Raw genomic sequence first — 17,027 nt, forward strand, 5'->3', positions numbered from 1 at the left:
CGGACGGGCAGCACCGCTCCGCCGGCCGGTGCGCCGCCATCAGGAGACGCGCTTGAGCTGCCAGGAGTTCTTCTCCAGGCTCGGCACCGCCGAGTAGTTGCAGCCGGAGCCGTAGTAGGTGCTGACGATCGTCCAGCCGGCCGGCGGCCAGGTGGAGGCGCAGGCGTTGACCACGGTGCCGACCGGGTAGCCGGTGAGCTGCATGATCTTCTTGGTGTTCGGGGTGAAACCGGAGCCGCAGCCGGCGCTGTTCCACCACTGGACGTCCACGAAGCCGCCCGGCGTCAGCGAGGAGGAGCAGCTGGTGCTGGTGTCACCGGGCGCGGCCTGGGCCGTCCCCATGGTCAGGGTCAGCGCGGCGGCGGTACAGCCCAGGGTCAGGACGGCGGAACGAAGGCGTATCACGGGGCGGCTCCTCTCGGTGACGCGGCGCGTCCGCGTCCCGCCCATTCCTATCCGTGCGGAGCCGATGACGGACAGCGACTTTCCGGCCCGACCTGCGGCGCGTTCTCGCCCATTCCCCGCCGGGAGCGCTCCACCGGTACGCGGCTGACCTGCGCACTCTCCCGTCGACATGCCCGTTCGCCGGATCCGGGTGATCATGGGACGAACCGCGTCATCGGCGATTCGGCGCACCGGGCCGTCGGCCCCGGGAGCGCCCGGAAGGTGGACTGCGATGTTCCAGCTCCTGTGGATTCTGCTCATCGGCTTCGTGCTGGGCGTGCTCGCCAAACTGATCCTGCGTGGACCGCAGTCGATCCCCTGGTGGCTGACCATGCTGCTCGGCGCGGCCGGAGCCTGGCTCGGCAACGCCGTCTCCGGCTGGATCGGCGTCCGCCACACCTCGGGCATCGACTGGATCCGGCACATCCTGCAACTGGCCTTCGCCGTCGCCCTGGTGGCCTTCGTCGCGCCCGCGTGGACGAAGTCCCACCAGAACCGCTGACCGGCCGACCCCCGGCACCCGGACCGGCCGACCCGCCGGCCGACCAGCCGGCCGGGCCGCCCGTTCAGCCCACGTGGACGGCCGGCCGGCGGGACCGGTCCGGTTCGGCCTCGCGCAGCACCTCGCGGGTGACGGGGGCGATCTCGCCCTGTCCGAACAGGAAGAACCGCAGGAACTGGGCGAAGGGGTTGCCCTCGGTCCACTCGAAGTAGATGTGCGGCTGCTGCCCGGTGCGGTCGCGCACCTCGAGCAGCAGCGCGGCCAGCGCGTTGGGCACGCTGGAGCTCTCCAGCGCCAGCACCCGGTAGCGGTCGTGCAGCACCTCGCCGCGGACCGTCAGCACGGCCTCGAAGTCGGACGGGTCGAGCACGGTGACCTCGACGAACACCAGGTCGTCCTCGGCCGGGATGTCGTTGTCCCGCCGGATCTGGTGGATCTTGTCGCGGTACTCGGCGAGGTCCCGGCTGTTCGGCTCGTTGGCGATCAGCCGCAGCGGGCGGTGGGTGTAGTCCCGGACGAACCGGTCCGCGACGTCGTCCAGCACCACGTCGGTGACGCGCAGTTCGAAGGCCCGCTTGAGCCGGGACAGGAACGAGAGCAGCATGATGCCCGCGATGAAGCAGGCGCCGATCTTGACCCCGTCCGGCCGCTCGGCGATGTTCACCGCCGTGGTGTAGAGGAACACCCCCGCGATCACCGCGAAGCCGGTGCGCCAACGGCGCTGCCCGGCCTTGTGGGCGGCGATGGTCACCGCGATGGCGGCGGAGCTGATCAGCACCAGCACGCCGGTGGCGTAGGCGCCGCCCTGGGCGTCCACGTTGGCGTCGAAGATCCAGGTGACCAGGAAGGCGATCAGGGTGAGCACGATGACAGTCGGCCGCACCGCGCGGGCCCAGTGCGGGGCCATGCCGTAGCGGGGCAGGTAGCGCGGCATCAGGTTGAGCAGCCCGGCCATCGCGGAGGCCCCGGCGAACCAGAGGATGGCGATCGTGGACAGGTCGTAGACGCTGCCGAAGGTGCTGCCCAGGTACTCGTGGGCGAGGTAGGCGAGCGCCCGCCCGTTGGCCTGGCCGCCGGCCTTGAACTGGTCGGCCGGGATGAGCAGCGTGGTGATGAAGCTGGTGGCGATCAGGAACACGCTCATGATCGCGGCGGCGGTGGTCAGCAGTTTGCGGGCGCCGCGGATCCGGCCGGTGGGCTTCTCCTCGGTGTCGTCCGGGTCGCCCTCGATGTGCGGCATCACGGCGACGCCGGTCTCGAAGCCGGACAGGCCGAGCGCCAGCTTCGGGAAGACGATCAGCGCGACGCCGATCATCGCGATCGCGTTGCCGTGCTCCACGGTCAGCGCGTGCGTCCAGTCGCTGAACACGTGCGGGGCCTTGAGCACGTGCCACAGCCCGTTGGCGACCACCACGACGTTCAGCGAGAGGTACACCGCGACCAGCACCACCGCCAGGCCGATCGCCTCGCTGAAGCCCTTGAGGAAGACGGCACCGAGCAGCGCGATCATGATCAGGGTCAGCATCACCTGCTTGCCGGTCAGGGCGCTGTGCAGGTGCGGGTTCTCCACCAGGTGGGCGCTGGCGTCGGCGGCGGACAGGGTGATGGTGATCATGAAGTCGGTGGCCGCGAAGCCCAGCAGGGTGAGCACGAAGAGCTTGCCCTGCCAGAAGGAGAGCAGCCGTTCCAGCATCGCGATCGAGCCCTGGCCGTGCGGGCTCTCCTGGGCGACCCTCCGGTAGACGGGCAGCGCGCCGAGCAGGGTGACGACCACCAGCACGATGGTCGCCAGCGGCGAGACCAGTCCGGCCGCGAGCGCGGCGATGCCGGGCTGGTAGCCGAGCGTGGAGAAGTAGTCCAGGCCGGTCAGGCACATGACCCGCCACCAGCGCTGGCCCTTCTCGTGCGGCGCCTCGGCGTGCGGGCCTGGGTGCTGTTTGGCCAGGTCGGCCAGGCCTTCCAGCATCCACTCCCGGAACCGCCCGCGCCGGGTGACCGGCCCCGCCCCTGCTTCGGCCGACCCCGACGACACCACGGGCACCCCTGTCCACGACTCGGCCGGCCTCGTACGGCTCCGGACCCCCTGTGGCCGCCGGACGGCGGGCCTGGTCAGGCTAGGGGACCGGCCCGCCGGGGCCGGTCAACCGCGCGGGCCGACACGCCCGGGTGCGCCCGTACGGCCCTCCCCGGTGGCGGGCCGTCCCGAGGCGGGTGCGGCCGCGCCCGGTCCGGTGTGCCAGGCTGCACGGACCTCGCGGAACACGCGAGGATGTCCGCGCGCACCGACGCACCGGGCCGGCGCCGCACAGCGCGCCACCGGCCGGGCCGGCGTGCCCACGGACCGGGCAGGGACAGGAAAAACGGAGGAAGCGGTGGCGGAGCCGAGTCGGCGGAGGATCCTGGGCCTGGGCCTGATGGCGGCCGCCGTCACTTCCTGCGGCCCCCGTCGCCCGGATGCGGCCCCCGCCGCGCACCCGTCCGCCGGGGCGGCGGGCGCGCCGACCGCCCCGGCGTCCACGCCACCCGGCACCGCCGGCCCGGCCGCCGACGGCCACACCGGCCCGACGAGCGAGCGCTCCCGCCCCGGCAACGCCGACTGGGAGATCACCGACCCCGGCCCGGACGGCGCCATCGAGGGCTTCGCCGACCGGGTCAGCGTCCTGCCCGGCGAGCCCTTCGGCCTGCACGTCTCCACCCCCGCCGCCGCGTTCACCGTCTCCGCCTACCGGATGGGCTGGTACGACGGCGCCCGCGCCCGGCTGGTCTGGCGCCGAGAGCACGTCCCCGGCGGCAAGCAGGCCGCGCCGCACGTGGACCCGGCGACCCGCACCGTCCTGACCGGCTGGCAGCGCACCCTCGCGGTGGACACCGCCGGCTGGCCCGAGGGCGCCTACCTGCTGCGGCTGGACGCCGAGGACGGCTCCGGGCAGCGCTACGTCCCGCTCACCGTCCGCTCGGCGAGCACCGCGGGCCGGACCGTGGTGATGAGCGCCCCGGCGACCTGGCAGGCCTACAACGAGTGGGGCGGCTACAGCCTCTACAACGGCCCGACCGGCGGCCTGGCCACCCGCTCGCTGAAGGTCGTCTTCGACCGGCCGTACGACTACGACCACGGCGCCGGGCTGTTCCTGGTCTACGAGGCGCCGCTGGTCGCCCTCGCCGAACGCCTCGGCCTGCCGCTCGCCTACACCACCGGCGTCGACGTGGCCCGCGAGCCCGGCCTGCTGACCGGGGCGAGCGCCGTCCTGTCGCTCGGCCACGACGAGTACTGGTCGCCCGAGCAGCGGGCCAACGTGGTCGCCGCCCGCGACGCCGGGACCAACCTGGCGGTCCTGGGCGCCAACTGCTGCTACCGCCGGATCCGCTTCGAGCCGTCCGACCTCGGGCCGGACCGCACGGTGGTCTGCTACAAGGACGCCTGGGCGCAGGACCCGGGCCACCAGGCGGGCGCCCCGGCGACCACCGACTTCCGGACCGGACCGGGCGCCGACCCGGAGAGCTCGATGCTCGGCGTCATCTACGACGGCTACCCGGTGGACGCCCCGTACGTGGTCACCTCGCCCGGGCACTGGGCGTACGAGGGGACGGGCGTCGCGGCGGGGGCCTCCTTCCCGCACCTGGTCGGGGTGGAGTACGACCGGGTGCACACCGGCTTCCCCACCCCGCGCCCGATCGAGGTGATCGCCCACTCCCCCGTGGTGTGCGACGGCCGGCGCTCCCACTCCGACACCGCCTACTACACCGTGCCGAGCGGGGCCGGGGTGTTCGCCACCGGGACGATGCGCTGGGTCGAGGCGCTGGAGGCCCGCGGCCCCGGCGGCGGCCGGGCCGACCACGGCATCGACTCGCACGCCGGGGACCTGGTCCGCCAGGTCACCGAGAACGTCCTGCGCGCCTTCGCCGCCGGCCCGGCCGGCCGGACCCACCCGGCCCAGGACAACCTCGACGCCGTCTACGGCCCGGCCTAGCCGCGCTGGGTCAGCCCGCGGACGGCGCGGTGAAGGTCTCCGCGGGGCCGAAGTCCGAGAGGCGCTCCCTCGTCACGACCGGCCGGCCGGCCACCACCGTCGAGTGTTCGACCCGGACCGTCCGGCCGAGCCGGTCGATCCACAGCTGGACGTCCGCCGCGTCCGTGCCCTGGTTCTGCCGTCCGTCCCCGTACGTCGGGTCCGCGCGGCGCAGCTCGGCCGGGGAGAGCCGGGCGGCCAGGTGGAACACCGGCACGCCCGCCTCGGTCTCCATGCCCTTGCGGGCGGCGGGCCCGGCGTCCAGCAGGACCTTGGCGTAGCCGTCCGTGTCCTGCGCGCCGGTCCCGGCGCTCGCCGGGGGCTTCTGGTCCGTCGTCCAGCCGGTCCCGCCGTTCTCCTTGTCCCGCCGGTAGACGGCCTGGTCAACGACCACCTTCTCCTCCCAGGCCAGGACGGAGGACCCGCGGACCATCTTGGTCTCCAGGCGGGACCCCTCGGCCGGGGTGTTGTGGTTCGCCCGGCCGGTGACGGTGAGCACGTCCTTCTCGGCGCCCTCGCCCGTCTCGACGGTCATCTCGGAGGTCGCCGCGTACGACTCCCGGGAGCGGTGGGCGACCGCGACCGCGGGGTCGAAGGCCCCGGTCGGGTCGGCGGGCGCCCCGGTGGCCTCCCCCGGTGCCCCGGTGGCTTCCGGTGGTGCTCCGGTGGTGGCGCCGGCGGGCACCCCGCCCGCGGACGTCCCGGCGGCGGGCGGCGGCGCGGTGGCGTCGGAGCCGCAGCCGGTGAGCGCGGCCAGCGCGACGACGAGGGCGGTGGCGGGCAGGACAGTGGTGCGACGGATCGTCATGGGAGGTCTCCGGGGCTACTGTTCCGGGCGTTCGCGGCCCGTCACGGTACCGCATCGTGATCGAACGGGCTTCCGACCTCCGGCCGGGGCGGGAGGTAGTCGGAACGCCCGATACACTCGCACGGTCTCATCCGGAGCAGGCACGAGGGAAACAGAACATGGTCGAGGCCTCCCCCAAGGTCGTTGTGGTCGTCCCCACGTACAACGAGCGGGAGAACCTCCCGGTCCTCGCGGGCCTGCTCGCGGAGCTCCAGGTGCCCGACCTGCACCTGCTGGTGGTGGACGACAACTCCCCCGATGGCACCGGCGAGATCGCCGACAAGCTCGCCGCGGACTCCGGCGGCACCGTGGGCGTGCTGCACCGCACCGAGAAGGACGGCCTCGGCCGCGCCTACCTGGCCGGCATGGCCAGGGCCCTGGACGAGGGCGCCGACGTCGTGGTGCAGATGGACGCCGACCTCTCCCACCCGGCCTCGGCGATACCCGCGATGGTCGAGCTGCTGCTCGGCGGCGACACCGCCGTGGTGCTGGGCTCCCGCTACGTCCCCGGCGGCTCCACCGCCGAGGAGTGGCCCTGGCACCGCAAGGCGCTCTCGGCCTGGGCGAACTTCTACGTCAACACGATCCTCAGCCTCGGGGTCAGGGACGCCACCGCCGGGTTCAAGGCCTGGCGGGCGGACACCCTCCGCGCCATCGACCTGCCGACGGTGCGGAGCAACGGCTACTCGTTCCAGGTCGAGATGAACTACCGCGTCGTCAAGCAGGGCATGACGATCCGCGAGGTGCCGATCCGCTTCGAGGAGCGGATCGAGGGCGCCTCGAAGATGAGCATGGGCGTGCAGGTCGAGTCCGCGCTGGCGCCCTGGAAGCTGCGCTTCAACCGCGAGGGCTGACGAGGCACCGACGGGACCAGGCGGGACCGGACGGGACCGGGCACGGCAGGACGCCGGCCCGGTGCGGTCGTACGGGTGCCGGACCGCCGCCGGAGCGGTGTGAACGGCCGCCGCGGGGAAAGAAGGGCGACATGGCCCTTCTCCCGGAGACACTCACGGACCTGGTCCGCCGCGGCACCCGAGAACCGTTCGTGGTCCAGAGCGTCCGGGCCACCGTCGCGGCCACCATCGCCTTCGCGGTGGCGACGCGGCTGAGCAGCGAGCCCGCTCCGCTGACGGCGCCGCTGACCGCGCTGCTGGTCGTCCAGGTCACCGTCTACTCGACGCTCAAGACCAGCATCCGCCGGGTCAACTCGGTGGTGGTCGGGGTGCTGATCGCGATCGGGTTCAGCGCGGTGGTCGGGCTCTCCTGGTGGAGCCTCGGGCTGATCATCCTGGCCTCGCTGGTCGTCGGCCGGTTCGTCCGGGTCGAGGAGTTCGTCCAGGAGGTCGCGATCAGCGCGATGCTGATCCTGGGCGTGACCAAGCTGGCCTCGCAGGCCTGGGACCGGGTGCTGGAGACCCTCATCGGCGCGGCCGTCGGCCTGCTGTTCAACCTGGTGTTCGCGCCGCCGGTCTGGGTGGACACCGCCGGGGAGTCGATCGAGGACCTGGCCCGGCGGGCCCGCCAGCTGCTGCTCGACATCTCCGAGGAGCTGGGCCGCCCCACCCCGGTGGCCCGGGCCGCCGAGCGGCTGCACGAGGCCCGCCGGCTGGACCAGGCGATCGCCGACGTGGACGCGGCACTGCGCCAGGCCGAGGACAGCCTGCGGTTCAACCCGCGGATCAGCGAGGGGCTGCTGTCCCGGCTGGTGCTGCGCACCGGGCTGGACACCCTGGAGATCTGCGTCGTCGTGATCCGGGTGCTGGCCCGTTCGCTGACCGACCTGGCCAAGCGGCGCGCGCCCGGCGAACGGCTCTTCCCGCCGGACGTCGCCACGGGGCTGGAGGAGCTGCTGGCGCACGTCGGCGGCGCGATGGTGAGCTACGCGGTGCTGGTGACCACCCAGGTGAGCCGCAGCGCCGAGGAGGCGGAGGAGCGGCTGACCGCCGAGCTGGCGGCGGCCTGGGCCTGCCGGGAGAACGTCGCCCAGGTGCTGCTGCGCAAGGTCCAGGAGCACCCGGAGGCCTGGCAGCTGCACGGTTCGATACTGGCCGAGGTGGACCGCATCCTGGACGAGATGGACCTGGAGCACCGCGGCCGGCGGCTGATGGAGGAACTGGACCGGGCCTCGGTGGCGAACCGGGAGCGGTTCTCCCGCTACGCCTGGCTGCGCCGCCTGCTGCGGGGCGAACGGGCCCGCGGCGGCCGGACGTCCGCTGCGGCGGATCGCCCGGCGGCGTAGCGGTGGAACACCCGGCGGTTTGGCGGGCGCCGGGGTCTCAGGGCATCAGCCAGGGCTCCTGCGGCAGCGGGTGGCCGGTCTCCAGGTAGGTCTTGAGGTTGGCGAGCACCGCCGACCAGCCCTGTTCGGCGTCCGCCCGGGCGGCCTCGTCGGCGAGGTCCACGTGGGTGACGGTGAGCCGGGTGAGGTCGTGCCAGCCCCGGAGTTCGAAGGTGACCCGGGAGGGGAAGGCGGCGCGCCCCTCCTGCGGCCCGGCCCAGGTGGTGACCAACAGGTGCGGGCGGTCGACCGCCTCGACGGTGCCGATGACGTCGGCGGTCCCGGAGCCGTCGGTCCGCTGGTGCTCCCAGGGCGCGCCGAGCAGCCAGGTGGAGACGTTGCGGTGGCCCCAGTAGAGGCCGGACTCGTCGGCGTTGGTGAGCGCGTGCCAGACCCGCTCGGGGGTGGCCCGCAGGTAGGTGATGCCGCGGTGGCTGAAGGCGGTCACGGGCTCACCCCTTCGCCGCGTCGAGCAGCGGCTGGATCTCGATCTTCTGCATCCGCAGCATGGCCGCGAAGACGCGGTCCGCCGTGGCCCGGTCCTCGCCCGCGACCAGGTCGAGCAGCACCCGGGGGGTGATCTGCCAGGAGAGGCCGTAGCGGTCCTTGAGCCAGCCGCACGGGCCGGGCTGGCCGCCGTCGGCGGTGAGTTCCGCCCAGAGTCGGTCGACCTCCTGCTGGTCGTCGCACGCCACCTGGAGCGAGATCGCCTCGGTGAAGTGGAACGCCGGGCCGCCGTTGAGGCCCACGTACGCGCGGCCGGCGAGCTCGAACTCGACGGTCATCACCGAGCCCGCCGGGCCGGGGCCGGTCTCGCCGTAGCGGGTGGTCCTGAGGACCCGGGAGTTCGGGAACAGCGTGGTGTAGAAGGCGGCGGCCTCTTCGGCCTGGTCGTCGAACCAGAGGGAGGTGGTGATTTTCTGCATGCGCCCGACGGTAACGGCGGGGTCCGTCGGGGCGGCCGAGCCACGGCCGGGGGTCACCGGATCGGCGCCCCCGGCCGTCGCCGGGTCAGTGCACCCAGCCCGCGTAGCGCCGGACGAAGCGCTGACCGGTGTGGGCGGTCACCACGACGTCGTAGCGGCCCTGCTCGTCCAGCGGCCAGGCCAGGTTGGCCTGCTTGCCGGGCTTGACCCAGACGGTCTGCGCGGTGCCCGCGAAGTCGTTGGGCGCGGCGGTGAAGGCCACGTCGGTCATCCCGTCGTTGACGAGCTGCAGGGTGAGCTTGCGGCTGCCGCGCAGGTCGACGGTGACGATCGGCACGCCGATGTCGTTCTGGCCGTCCTGCCCGTCGCGGACCACGGTGCCGGCGAAGCGCCGGACGAAGCCGTCCGGGCCGTGCACGGTGAAGTCGTAGCGGCCGTCGGTGGTGGCGGCGTCCCATACGTACCGGGCGGTGGCGCCGGGGGCGACGGTGTACGGGGTGCCGGCGAAGGGGAGCAGGATGTTCGGGTAGACGGTGTACGGGAAGGCCACCGAGCCGTCGTTGCTCATCGTGCAGGTGACCTTGCCGGTCTTCCGGTCCACCTCGACGTCGGCCCACGGCTGGTACGGCAGCGGGCGGTGCGGGCGCTCGCCGCGCTCCTGGACGGGCATCGCCTGGGCGCCGACCGCCGGCAGCGCGACGCCGGGCAGCCTGGTGCCCGCGTCGGCCCTGGCCATCAGGGCCTTGGTGTCGGGCAGCACCGGGATCGAGAGCTCGGGGGCGGCGAAGTCGAAGCAGCTGGTGAGGTCGCCGCAGACGGCCCGGCGCCAGGCCGAGATGTTGGGCTCGGCCACCCCGGTGACCAGTTCCATGAAGCGCAGCACCGAGGTGTGGTCGAAGACCTGGGAGTTGACCCAGCCGCCGCGCGACCAGGGCGACACGACCCAGAGCGGCACCCGGTTGCCGAGGCCGATGGCCCGTCCCTGGGTGAACTCCTCGGGGGTGCCGGGCTCGGGGGTGGGCGGGACCATGTGGTCGAAGTAGCCGTCGTTCTCGTCGTACATCACCAGGAAGACGGTGTGCCGCCAGACCTCCGGGTTGGACGTCAGCGACCGCAGGGCCTGGTCGACCCAGTGCGCGCCGTAGGCCGGGCCGGCCTCCGGGTGCTCGGAGAACAGGTACGGCGCGACCAGCCAGGAGACGGTCGGCAGGGTGCCGTCCTTGCAGTGGCGGTCGAAGTCGGCGGGGTCGAACTTCGTCATCGCGTTGACGTAACGCGGGTCGTCGTGCGGGAAGTTGTGGAACTGCTTGAAGTAGGAGAGCGCGTTGTCGTCGTAGTCGCCGGTGCGCTCGTCCTTGCTGGGGTTGTGGTAGACGCGCCAGCTGACGCCGGCCGCCTCCAGGCGCTCGGCGTAGGTGGTCCAGTCGGCGACGGGGTTGTCGGTGACCGGGGTGTTGTCGATCCACGGGCCGGTGGTGCCGTCGCGGCCGGGGCCGGACGTGCCGGTCCACAGGTAGAGCCGGTTGGGGTCGGTCGGGCCGGCCAGCGAGGTGAAGTAGGCGTCGCAGACGGTGAACGCGTCGGCCAGGGCGTACTGGTAGGGGATGTCGTCCCGGGTGAAGTAGCCCATGGTGCGCTCGCCCTTGGCGGCGATCCACTTGTTCATCGCGCCGTTGTTGATGGCCTGGTGGCCGGTGGCCCAGTCGTGCGGCAGGCCGCCGGCGTTCTGCGCGTTGTACTTGGCGGTGTCCATCCGGTACGGCAGCATCACGCCGCCGTCGCTGCGCCGGCCGTCGGGCTGGCGGAAGACGTCGGTGCCGTCCGGGAACTGGAGCGCCTGCTTGTCGCCGAAGCCGCGGACGCCGGCCAGGGTGCCGAAGTAGTGGTCGAAGGAACGGTTCTCCTGCATCAGGACGACGACGTGCCTGACGTCCTTGACGGTGCCGGTCAGCGGGGTGCCGGGCTTGGCACCGGCGGCGGGAGCGGGGGCCGGGGCGGCGGCGGCCTGGGCGGCCGTCAGGCCGGACAGGGCGGTGGCGCCGGCGGCCGCGGTGGCGCCGACGAAGGTGCGGCGGGAGAGCTCGGGCATGACGAACTGGCCTCTCGGAGCTGGGAGTCGGGGAGCCTGGGAGCTCAGAGCTGGAAGGTGGCGACCGCGGCGGCGGTGTCGGAGGGCCACTCGTTGGCGGCGGAGCCGGGCTCGGGCTGCGGCCAGCCGACGGCCAGGGTGTGCGCCTCGACCAACTTCAGCGGGCCCGCGTACTGGACGTAGTCGGTGCGGTCCTGCGGCTCGGGGCGGTCGCCGCGCCGCTTGCGGGTGGGCGACCAGGTCGCACCGGGGGCCTTGACCGGGTCGCGGTTCTCCTCGCGGAAGGTGTCGGTCAATCCGGCGCCCTGGAGGGCCACGGTGACCGGCCAGGCGAGCGCGCCGACCCCCTGGTGGGCGGCGGCGGTGGCGGCCGTCCAGTCCCGGTGCGAGGGCGAGGAGAGCGCACCGGCCAGCACCACCGGGGTGCGCCGGGCGATGTCCGCGCGGACGGCGGCGGCCAGCGCCTTGGCCTGCCTCAGCCGCAGCGAGCCGTTCTCGGCGGCCTCCACCTCGGCGGCGGTCCGGCCGTCCTGGACGGCGTACGGGCCGTAGCCCGCCTCGTCCAGGTGGGCGGCCCAGAACCGGACGGTGCGGCCGCCGGGCAGCCGCAGGGTGGCCACGGCGGCGGGCAGTTCGGCGGTCGGCGGGGTGACGTCGGTGAGCGGGTGGCGGCTGAGGATGCCGACGCTGCCCGGGCTCTGGTAGGCGTACCAGCCGAGGGCGTCGGCCAGGGTCCTGGCCCGCTCCCCCGCGGTCTCCTGGAGGGCGAGCACGTCCAGGCCCTGGGCGAGGACCATGCGCAGCTGCTTCTCCAGTGCGTCGGTGTGGGCCGAGCCCGCGTCGTGCAGGTTCCAGCTGGCGGCCTTGAGGCGCGGCGGGGCGGCCGGGTCCGCCACCGGGACGAGGACGGTGACGGTGTCGGTGGCACCCGCGCTGTCCCTGACGCCGACGACCACCGGCTCGGGGTTCCGGCCGGGGGTGGCGGGGGCGGTGCCGGTGAGCGTGCCGTCGGCGCCGACCGAGGCCCAGGCGGGGCCGCTCACCTTGCGGTAGGTGGCGGAGCCGGCCGGGTTGCCGGCCGGGCGGGACCAGAGGCCGCCGAGCCGGACCGTCACCGCGGCACCCGGGGCGACGGGCGTGGCGGTGAACGCGTCGACGGCGGCGTGCGGGCGGACGACGGCGGGCTTGGGGCGGAAGGTGAACGGCCCGGTGCGGGCCAGGATGCCGTAGCCGTCCTTGGCGAGCAGGTAGGCGGTGTACGGGCCGCCGGTCAGCGCGGAGGTGTCGAGCTGGACGTCGCCCGAGGTGCCCGCGGTGTACTTCCACAGCAGCGAGCCGCCGTTGCCGGGCTGGCGGTCGCCGTCGTAGATGCCGACCCAGTTCTTGGCGTCGGGGGCGTCGGTGCTCCAGTGGAAGGTGAGCCGGTCGCCTTCGGTGGGGTTGGTGGAGGAACTGAACGTCAGGGCGCTGCCTGCGGCCACGGTTGTCCTGTCCGCCGCCCGGGGCCGGACCGCCGGGGGACGGTTCGCCGGGGCCGGGTTCGGCTGGTCACGGAGACTGGGAGGAGGGGAGCGCACGCAGTTGGCTGTACAACTGCGGGCGGCCCTCATTCACCCGAAGGCCGGCGACCGGCGCGTGAACGACGCATGACGGAGCGTCGGGCGGTACGGGAACTTCGCTGGGCGGGGCCGTCGGCCCGCGGCGCGGGTGTGGTCGCGGGTGCTTCGGCGGGCAGGTTCGCGGATGCTTCCTCCGGTGTTTCCGCCGACATGCCGCGAGGGCCGCGGCGGGAGGATCCGCCGCGGCCCTCGTCGGACCGTACTGTCGAACCGGGTGCCGCCCGGTCAGGCCAGGGCGAGGAAGAGCTTCTCCAGCTCGGCCTCGCTCATCGGCGCGGCGTCCTGGTCGGCGGCGGCCATGCACTGGCGCATGCCGCTCGCGACGATCTTGAACCCCGCCCGGTCGAGCGCGCGCGAGACGGCGGCGAGCTGGGTGACCACGTCCTTGCAGTCCCGGCCCGCCTCGATCATCGCGATCACTCCGGCCAACTGGCCCTGCGCGCGGCGCAGCCGGTTCAGGACCGCGCCGACCGCTTCCTCGTCCACCTGCATGTCGGGGCCGCCTTTCACATCGACTGTCGATGGACAAGTGTACCCGGCGGGGTATTCATTCCCGGCTGGCGAAAGCCGTGCTCGGCGCCCCCGGGTACGGCTCGGCTCAGCGGCGGGCCAGGCGGCGCTCCCCGCCCGCGCCGGTCGCGTACGGCAGCTCGTAGTGCGCGAACACGGCGGGCTCGTCCTCGGCGGGCAGCACGTCGTCGGTGCCGATCGCCGGGGCCTGCTTGACCTGGTTGCGCGGGTAGGCCACCCGGAGGTAGTCCGGCCCGGCCACCGCCCCGTCCAGCGGGACGAACACCAGGCGGCGCCGGCCGGCGAAACCGACCGTGACCGTGCCGAAGAACGGCTCATCGCTGGCCGTCTCGACGTAGACCGACTCCAGCGACCCGATGCGGTGGCCCTTCTCGTCGACCACGGCGTGGCCGCGCCACTCGCGGATGTCCGCCATCGCGATGCCCACGGGCCTGACCTCCCGTCCCCGGCTGTTCCCCCGCCCGGACCTCCATCCTGCGCCGGGAGCGGCAGGGGCGCGCGGCGAGCCCGGGAGCCCGCCCCGCCCGACGAAAAGGGACATACGGGGGTGACCCGACCAACCGGTACCCGGGCCGTGACCTGGGCTTTAGGCTGTCCGCCAACAGGGCCGCGAGTGGATCGTCCGTGGCGCCCGGGGCAGAGGAGACGGCAACCGTGGGATACGAGAACATGTGGGAGTCCGGCGGGGCCGGGATCCCGGCCGACCTGCGGCCCGACGTGCCGCACCCGGCCCGGATGTACGACTACTACCTCGGCGGGAAGGACAACTTCCCCTCCGACCGCGCCGCCGCCGAGAAGGCGCTCGCCGCCAACCCGGAGTTCCGCTCCACCGCCCGCGCCAACCGCGGCTTCCTCACCCGCGCGGTGCGGTGCGTCGCCGAACTCGGCATCGACCAGTTCCTCGACATCGGCACCGGCATCCCCACGGCCGGCAACACCCACGAGATCGCCCAGGCGGCCCGACCGGGCGCGCGGACCGTCTACGTGGACAACGACCCGATCGTGCTCAGCCACGCCCGCGCCCTGATGGCCGGCTCGGGCCCCGGCCACACCACCGTCATCCGGGCCGACCTGCGCGAGCCCGCCGCGCTGCTGGACGCCGTCCGGGCGGCGGACCTGCTCGACCTCTCCCGCCCGGTCGGACTCGTCCTCGCCGCCGTCCTCCACTTCCTGCGGGACGAGGACCGGCCCCACCAGGCCCTCGCCGCCCTGCTGGACGCCCTGCCCTCCGGCAGCCACCTGGTCCTCTCCCACGGCACCGCCGACTTCATCCCGGCCGAGATCCGCGACCGGGTCACCGGTGTCTACGACAAGGCCACCGCACCCCTCGTCGGCCGCTCCCGCGAGGAGGTCCGGGCCTTCTTCGACGGCCTCGACCTCCTCGACCCCGGTGTGACCACCGTCCCCCTCTGGCGACCCGACACCACCCCCGCCCCGGGCGCCGACCGCGTCAGCATGTACGGCGCCGTGGCCCGCAAGCCCTGAGCTGCGGGGCCGGACCGGCCACCGCCGGCCGGGCGGGCCTCAGTTCGGGCGGCCGGGCGGGACCAGGCCGGTCTGGTAGGCGATGGCGACGAGCTGGGCGCGGTCGCGGGCGTCGAGCTTGGACATCGCCCGGTGGACGTGGGTGCGGACGGTGAAGGGGCTGACGAACATCCGCTCGGCGATCTCCTCGTTGGTGAGGCCGGTGGCGGCCATCGACATCACCTCGCGCTCGCGGGCGGTGAGGACGGACAGCCGCTCGCTCGTGGAGGCGGCGGAGGCCGGCTCGGGCTGGGCCAGGAACTGCTCGATCACGGCCCGGGTGGCGGCGGGCGAGAGCAGTGCCTCGCCCGCCGCGACGGTGCGGACGGCGGCGAGCAGCTCCTTCGGGTCGGCGCCCTTGCCGAGGAACCCGCCGGCGCCCGCGCGCAGCGCCTGGGCCACGTACTCGTCGATCTCGAAGGTGGTGAGGATGAGCACCCGGGTGCCGGACAGCGCCTCGTCACCGCAGATCTCGGCGGTGGCGCCGAGGCCGTCGGTGCCGGGCATCCGGATGTCCATCAGTACGACGTCGGGCCTGGTGGCCCGGGCGAGTTCGACGGCCTCCCGGCCGTCGGCGGCCTCGCCGACCACCTCCATGTCCTCCTCCGCGTCGATCAGCAGCCGGAAGGCGCCGCGCAGCAGGGCCTGGTCGTCGGCGAGCAGTACCCGGATGGTCATGCGTGGTCCCTCTCCTCTCGGACCGCGCCGTCCGCTCGGGCGGCGCCGTCCTGTCCTTCGGCTGGTGTCGGGCGATCGGCTTGTGCCGGGCGACCGGTAGGGGCGGCGCGCGCGGCCCTGGCGGCCCGGGCGACGTCGGCGGCGGTGAGGGCGCCCACGGACTCGGGGCCGTCGTCGCGGGCGCCGGTGCGCAGCGGCAGTTCGGCGGTGACCAGGAAGCCCCCGTCGGGCCGCCGGTCGGCACTGAGCCGGCCGCCCACCGCCCCGGCCCGCTCGCGCATGCCGATCAGGCCGAAGCCGCCCTCGCTCGGCGGGTGCTGGGGCAGCGGCACCGCGCGGCGGCGGCCGGTCGCGGTCGGGCGGCCGTTGGCGACGCTGACCGCGACCCGGCTGCCGCTGTAGGCGAGGGTGATCTCGGCGTCGGCGCCGTGGGCGTGCTTGGCCACGTTGGTGAGCGACTCCTGGACGATCCGGAAGGCGGTGAGGTCCACGCCGGGCGACAGCGGCCGGGCCTCGCCCTCGACGGAGAGCCGGATCGGCAGACCGGCCCGCTCGAAGGTGTTGATCAGTTCGGGCAGCCGGTCGAGGCCGGGGGCGGGTTCGAGCGGGGCGCGGTCCTCGGCGCGGCGCAGCAGGCCGACGGTGGCGCGCAGTTCCTGGAGGGCCGAGCCGGTGGCGTCGGTGATGTGGCTGAGCACCTCCCGGGCCTGGACGGGGTGGTTGTCCATGAGGTGGACGGCGATGGCGGCCTGGGCGTTGGCGAGGGCTATGTGGTGGGCGACGACGTCGTGGAGGTCGCGGGCGATCCTGATCCGCTCGTCGGCGACCCGCCGACGGGCCTCCTCCTCGCGGGTGCGCTCGGCGCGTTCGGCGCGCTCCTCGATGGCCGCGAGGTGGGCGCGGCGGTTGCGGATGGAGTCGCCGAGGGCGCCGGGCAGCAGGGCCCAGGCGAGCACGCCGAGCCGTTCGCTGATCGGCCCGCCGGGGCCGAGCAGCAGGGTGATCCCGGTGAGCAGGACGGCGGTGACGACCGAGGCGCGCAGCGCGGTGGCACGGTCGGTGCGGATGGCGAGGAAGTAGAGGGCGAGCAGCAGCGGCGTGGCCACGGTCGGGGTGAGCCGGGGGCTGACCATGGCGAGCGCCATCGTGCAGAGCAGCGTGACGGCGACCACCGCGCGCGGGTGGCGGCGGTGGGCGAGCACGGTGACGGCGGAGAACAGCGCGATGGCGAAGGTGGGCGCGGCGAACGGGGTGAAGTGGCCGCCGTTCTGGTCGATGGTGGCACCGAGGCCGGTGACCGTGATCACGCCCGCGCCGCCTGCCGCGTCGAGCAACCGGGGATGGTCGCGGCGCAGGCGCTGCCAGATGTCGCTCATGCTCGTGCTCTCCGGTCGGGGGACGCTGGCCGCGCCCGCGCCCGGGCATCGCCAGTTCGTGCCGCGCCGCTCCCGGTGGGAGCGGCGGGCGGGGTCGGGGGCTCCGGACGTACGGCGGTCCCCGACAGCAACGGTAACGGTTGGGGTTCGAACCGCTGTCCGGGCCGTACGGGGTCGGTCCGAGGGGGATCGGGCCGCGCGGGGTC

At 74.0% G+C, this 17,027-nt stretch carries 16 protein-coding genes; 5 read left to right on the forward strand and 11 right to left on the reverse strand.

The genetic code is table 11. The features are described from left to right. Window positions 1-39: 39 nt before the first annotated feature. Window positions 40-405, reverse strand: a complete 366-nt coding sequence (locus ACFY4B_RS13165; RefSeq protein ID WP_049651510.1) for a hypothetical protein — start codon at window positions 403-405, stop codon at window positions 40-42. 271 nt (window positions 406-676) lie between these two features. Between ACFY4B_RS13165 and ACFY4B_RS13170 the strand changes: the two genes are divergently transcribed. Beyond that, window positions 677-946 (forward strand): GlsB/YeaQ/YmgE family stress response membrane protein, encoded by a 270-nt coding sequence (locus tag ACFY4B_RS13170; RefSeq protein WP_049651509.1) that lies wholly within the window; start codon window positions 677-679, stop codon window positions 944-946. A 64-nt stretch (window positions 947-1,010) separates the two neighbouring features. On the opposite strand, the gene ACFY4B_RS13175 is transcribed toward ACFY4B_RS13170, so the two are convergent. Next, a complete protein-coding gene (locus tag ACFY4B_RS13175) occupies window positions 1,011-2,912 on the reverse strand; it encodes an amino acid transporter (protein ID WP_387826484.1) in 1,902 nt (633 codons plus the stop codon). Between the two features lie 406 nt (window positions 2,913-3,318). Here ACFY4B_RS13175 and ACFY4B_RS13180 point away from each other — a divergent pair, with 406 nt between their 5' ends. Continuing rightward, complete coding sequence (locus ACFY4B_RS13180) at window positions 3,319-4,914, forward strand: N,N-dimethylformamidase beta subunit family domain-containing protein (protein WP_387967776.1); 1,596 nt, start codon at window positions 3,319-3,321, stop codon at window positions 4,912-4,914. A 10-nt stretch (window positions 4,915-4,924) separates the two neighbouring features. Here the strand turns inward: ACFY4B_RS13180 and ACFY4B_RS13185 are convergent, their stop codons facing one another. Then, entirely contained in the window at window positions 4,925-5,761 is an 837-nt protein-coding gene (locus tag ACFY4B_RS13185; protein ID WP_387967778.1) for a hypothetical protein, read from the reverse strand. Between the two features lie 158 nt (window positions 5,762-5,919). Between ACFY4B_RS13185 and ACFY4B_RS13190 the strand changes: the two genes are divergently transcribed. After that, window positions 5,920-6,654, forward strand: a complete 735-nt coding sequence (locus ACFY4B_RS13190) for a polyprenol monophosphomannose synthase (protein WP_387967780.1) — start codon at window positions 5,920-5,922, stop codon at window positions 6,652-6,654. Between the two features lie 131 nt (window positions 6,655-6,785). Further along, window positions 6,786-8,039 (forward strand): aromatic acid exporter family protein, encoded by a 1,254-nt coding sequence (locus tag ACFY4B_RS13195; protein ID WP_387967782.1) that lies wholly within the window; start codon window positions 6,786-6,788, stop codon window positions 8,037-8,039. Between the two features lie 37 nt (window positions 8,040-8,076). Here ACFY4B_RS13195 and ACFY4B_RS13200 read toward each other — a convergent pair whose 3' ends face one another. From ACFY4B_RS13200 to ACFY4B_RS13225, 6 genes are all read right to left on the reverse strand, one after another. Then, window positions 8,077-8,526 (reverse strand): SRPBCC domain-containing protein, encoded by a 450-nt coding sequence (locus ACFY4B_RS13200; RefSeq protein ID WP_387967784.1) that lies wholly within the window; start codon window positions 8,524-8,526, stop codon window positions 8,077-8,079. A gap of 4 nt (window positions 8,527-8,530) precedes the next feature. Then, on the reverse strand, window positions 8,531-9,004 hold the full coding sequence (locus ACFY4B_RS13205) for a VOC family protein (RefSeq protein WP_380737195.1): 474 nt from the start codon (window positions 9,002-9,004) through the stop codon (window positions 8,531-8,533). 85 nt (window positions 9,005-9,089) lie between these two features. Continuing rightward, window positions 9,090-11,093, reverse strand: a complete 2,004-nt coding sequence (locus ACFY4B_RS13210; RefSeq protein ID WP_387967786.1) for a phosphocholine-specific phospholipase C — start codon at window positions 11,091-11,093, stop codon at window positions 9,090-9,092. 44 nt (window positions 11,094-11,137) lie between these two features. Continuing rightward, complete coding sequence (locus tag ACFY4B_RS13215) at window positions 11,138-12,574, reverse strand: endonuclease/exonuclease/phosphatase family protein (protein ID WP_387967788.1); 1,437 nt, start codon at window positions 12,572-12,574, stop codon at window positions 11,138-11,140. Between the two features lie 363 nt (window positions 12,575-12,937). Continuing rightward, a complete protein-coding gene (locus ACFY4B_RS13220) occupies window positions 12,938-13,204 on the reverse strand; it encodes a metal-sensitive transcriptional regulator (RefSeq protein ID WP_049651499.1) in 267 nt (88 codons plus the stop codon). 106 nt (window positions 13,205-13,310) lie between these two features. Then, complete coding sequence (locus ACFY4B_RS13225) at window positions 13,311-13,658, reverse strand: PRC-barrel domain-containing protein (protein ID WP_049651501.1); 348 nt, start codon at window positions 13,656-13,658, stop codon at window positions 13,311-13,313. Between the two features lie 239 nt (window positions 13,659-13,897). Here ACFY4B_RS13225 and ACFY4B_RS13230 point away from each other — a divergent pair, with 239 nt between their 5' ends. Next, the gene (locus ACFY4B_RS13230) at window positions 13,898-14,728 is read left to right on the forward strand and encodes an SAM-dependent methyltransferase (RefSeq protein WP_387967790.1); all 831 of its coding nucleotides are present in this window, start codon (window positions 13,898-13,900) and stop codon (window positions 14,726-14,728) included. 39 nt (window positions 14,729-14,767) lie between these two features. Here the strand turns inward: ACFY4B_RS13230 and ACFY4B_RS13235 are convergent, their stop codons facing one another. Together ACFY4B_RS13235 and ACFY4B_RS13240 are read right to left on the reverse strand one after the other, a co-directional pair. Beyond that, window positions 14,768-15,445, reverse strand: a complete 678-nt coding sequence (locus tag ACFY4B_RS13235; RefSeq protein WP_387967792.1) for a response regulator — start codon at window positions 15,443-15,445, stop codon at window positions 14,768-14,770. Further along, window positions 15,442-16,821 (reverse strand): sensor histidine kinase, encoded by a 1,380-nt coding sequence (locus ACFY4B_RS13240; protein ID WP_387967794.1) that lies wholly within the window; start codon window positions 16,819-16,821, stop codon window positions 15,442-15,444. Before ACFY4B_RS13240 ends, ACFY4B_RS13235 begins: the two co-directional genes overlap by 4 nt. Between the last annotated feature and the right edge of the window lie 206 nt (window positions 16,822-17,027).

Source organism: Kitasatospora sp. NPDC001261 (assembly GCF_042896795.1).
GTDB lineage: Bacteria > Actinomycetota > Actinomycetes > Streptomycetales > Streptomycetaceae > Kitasatospora.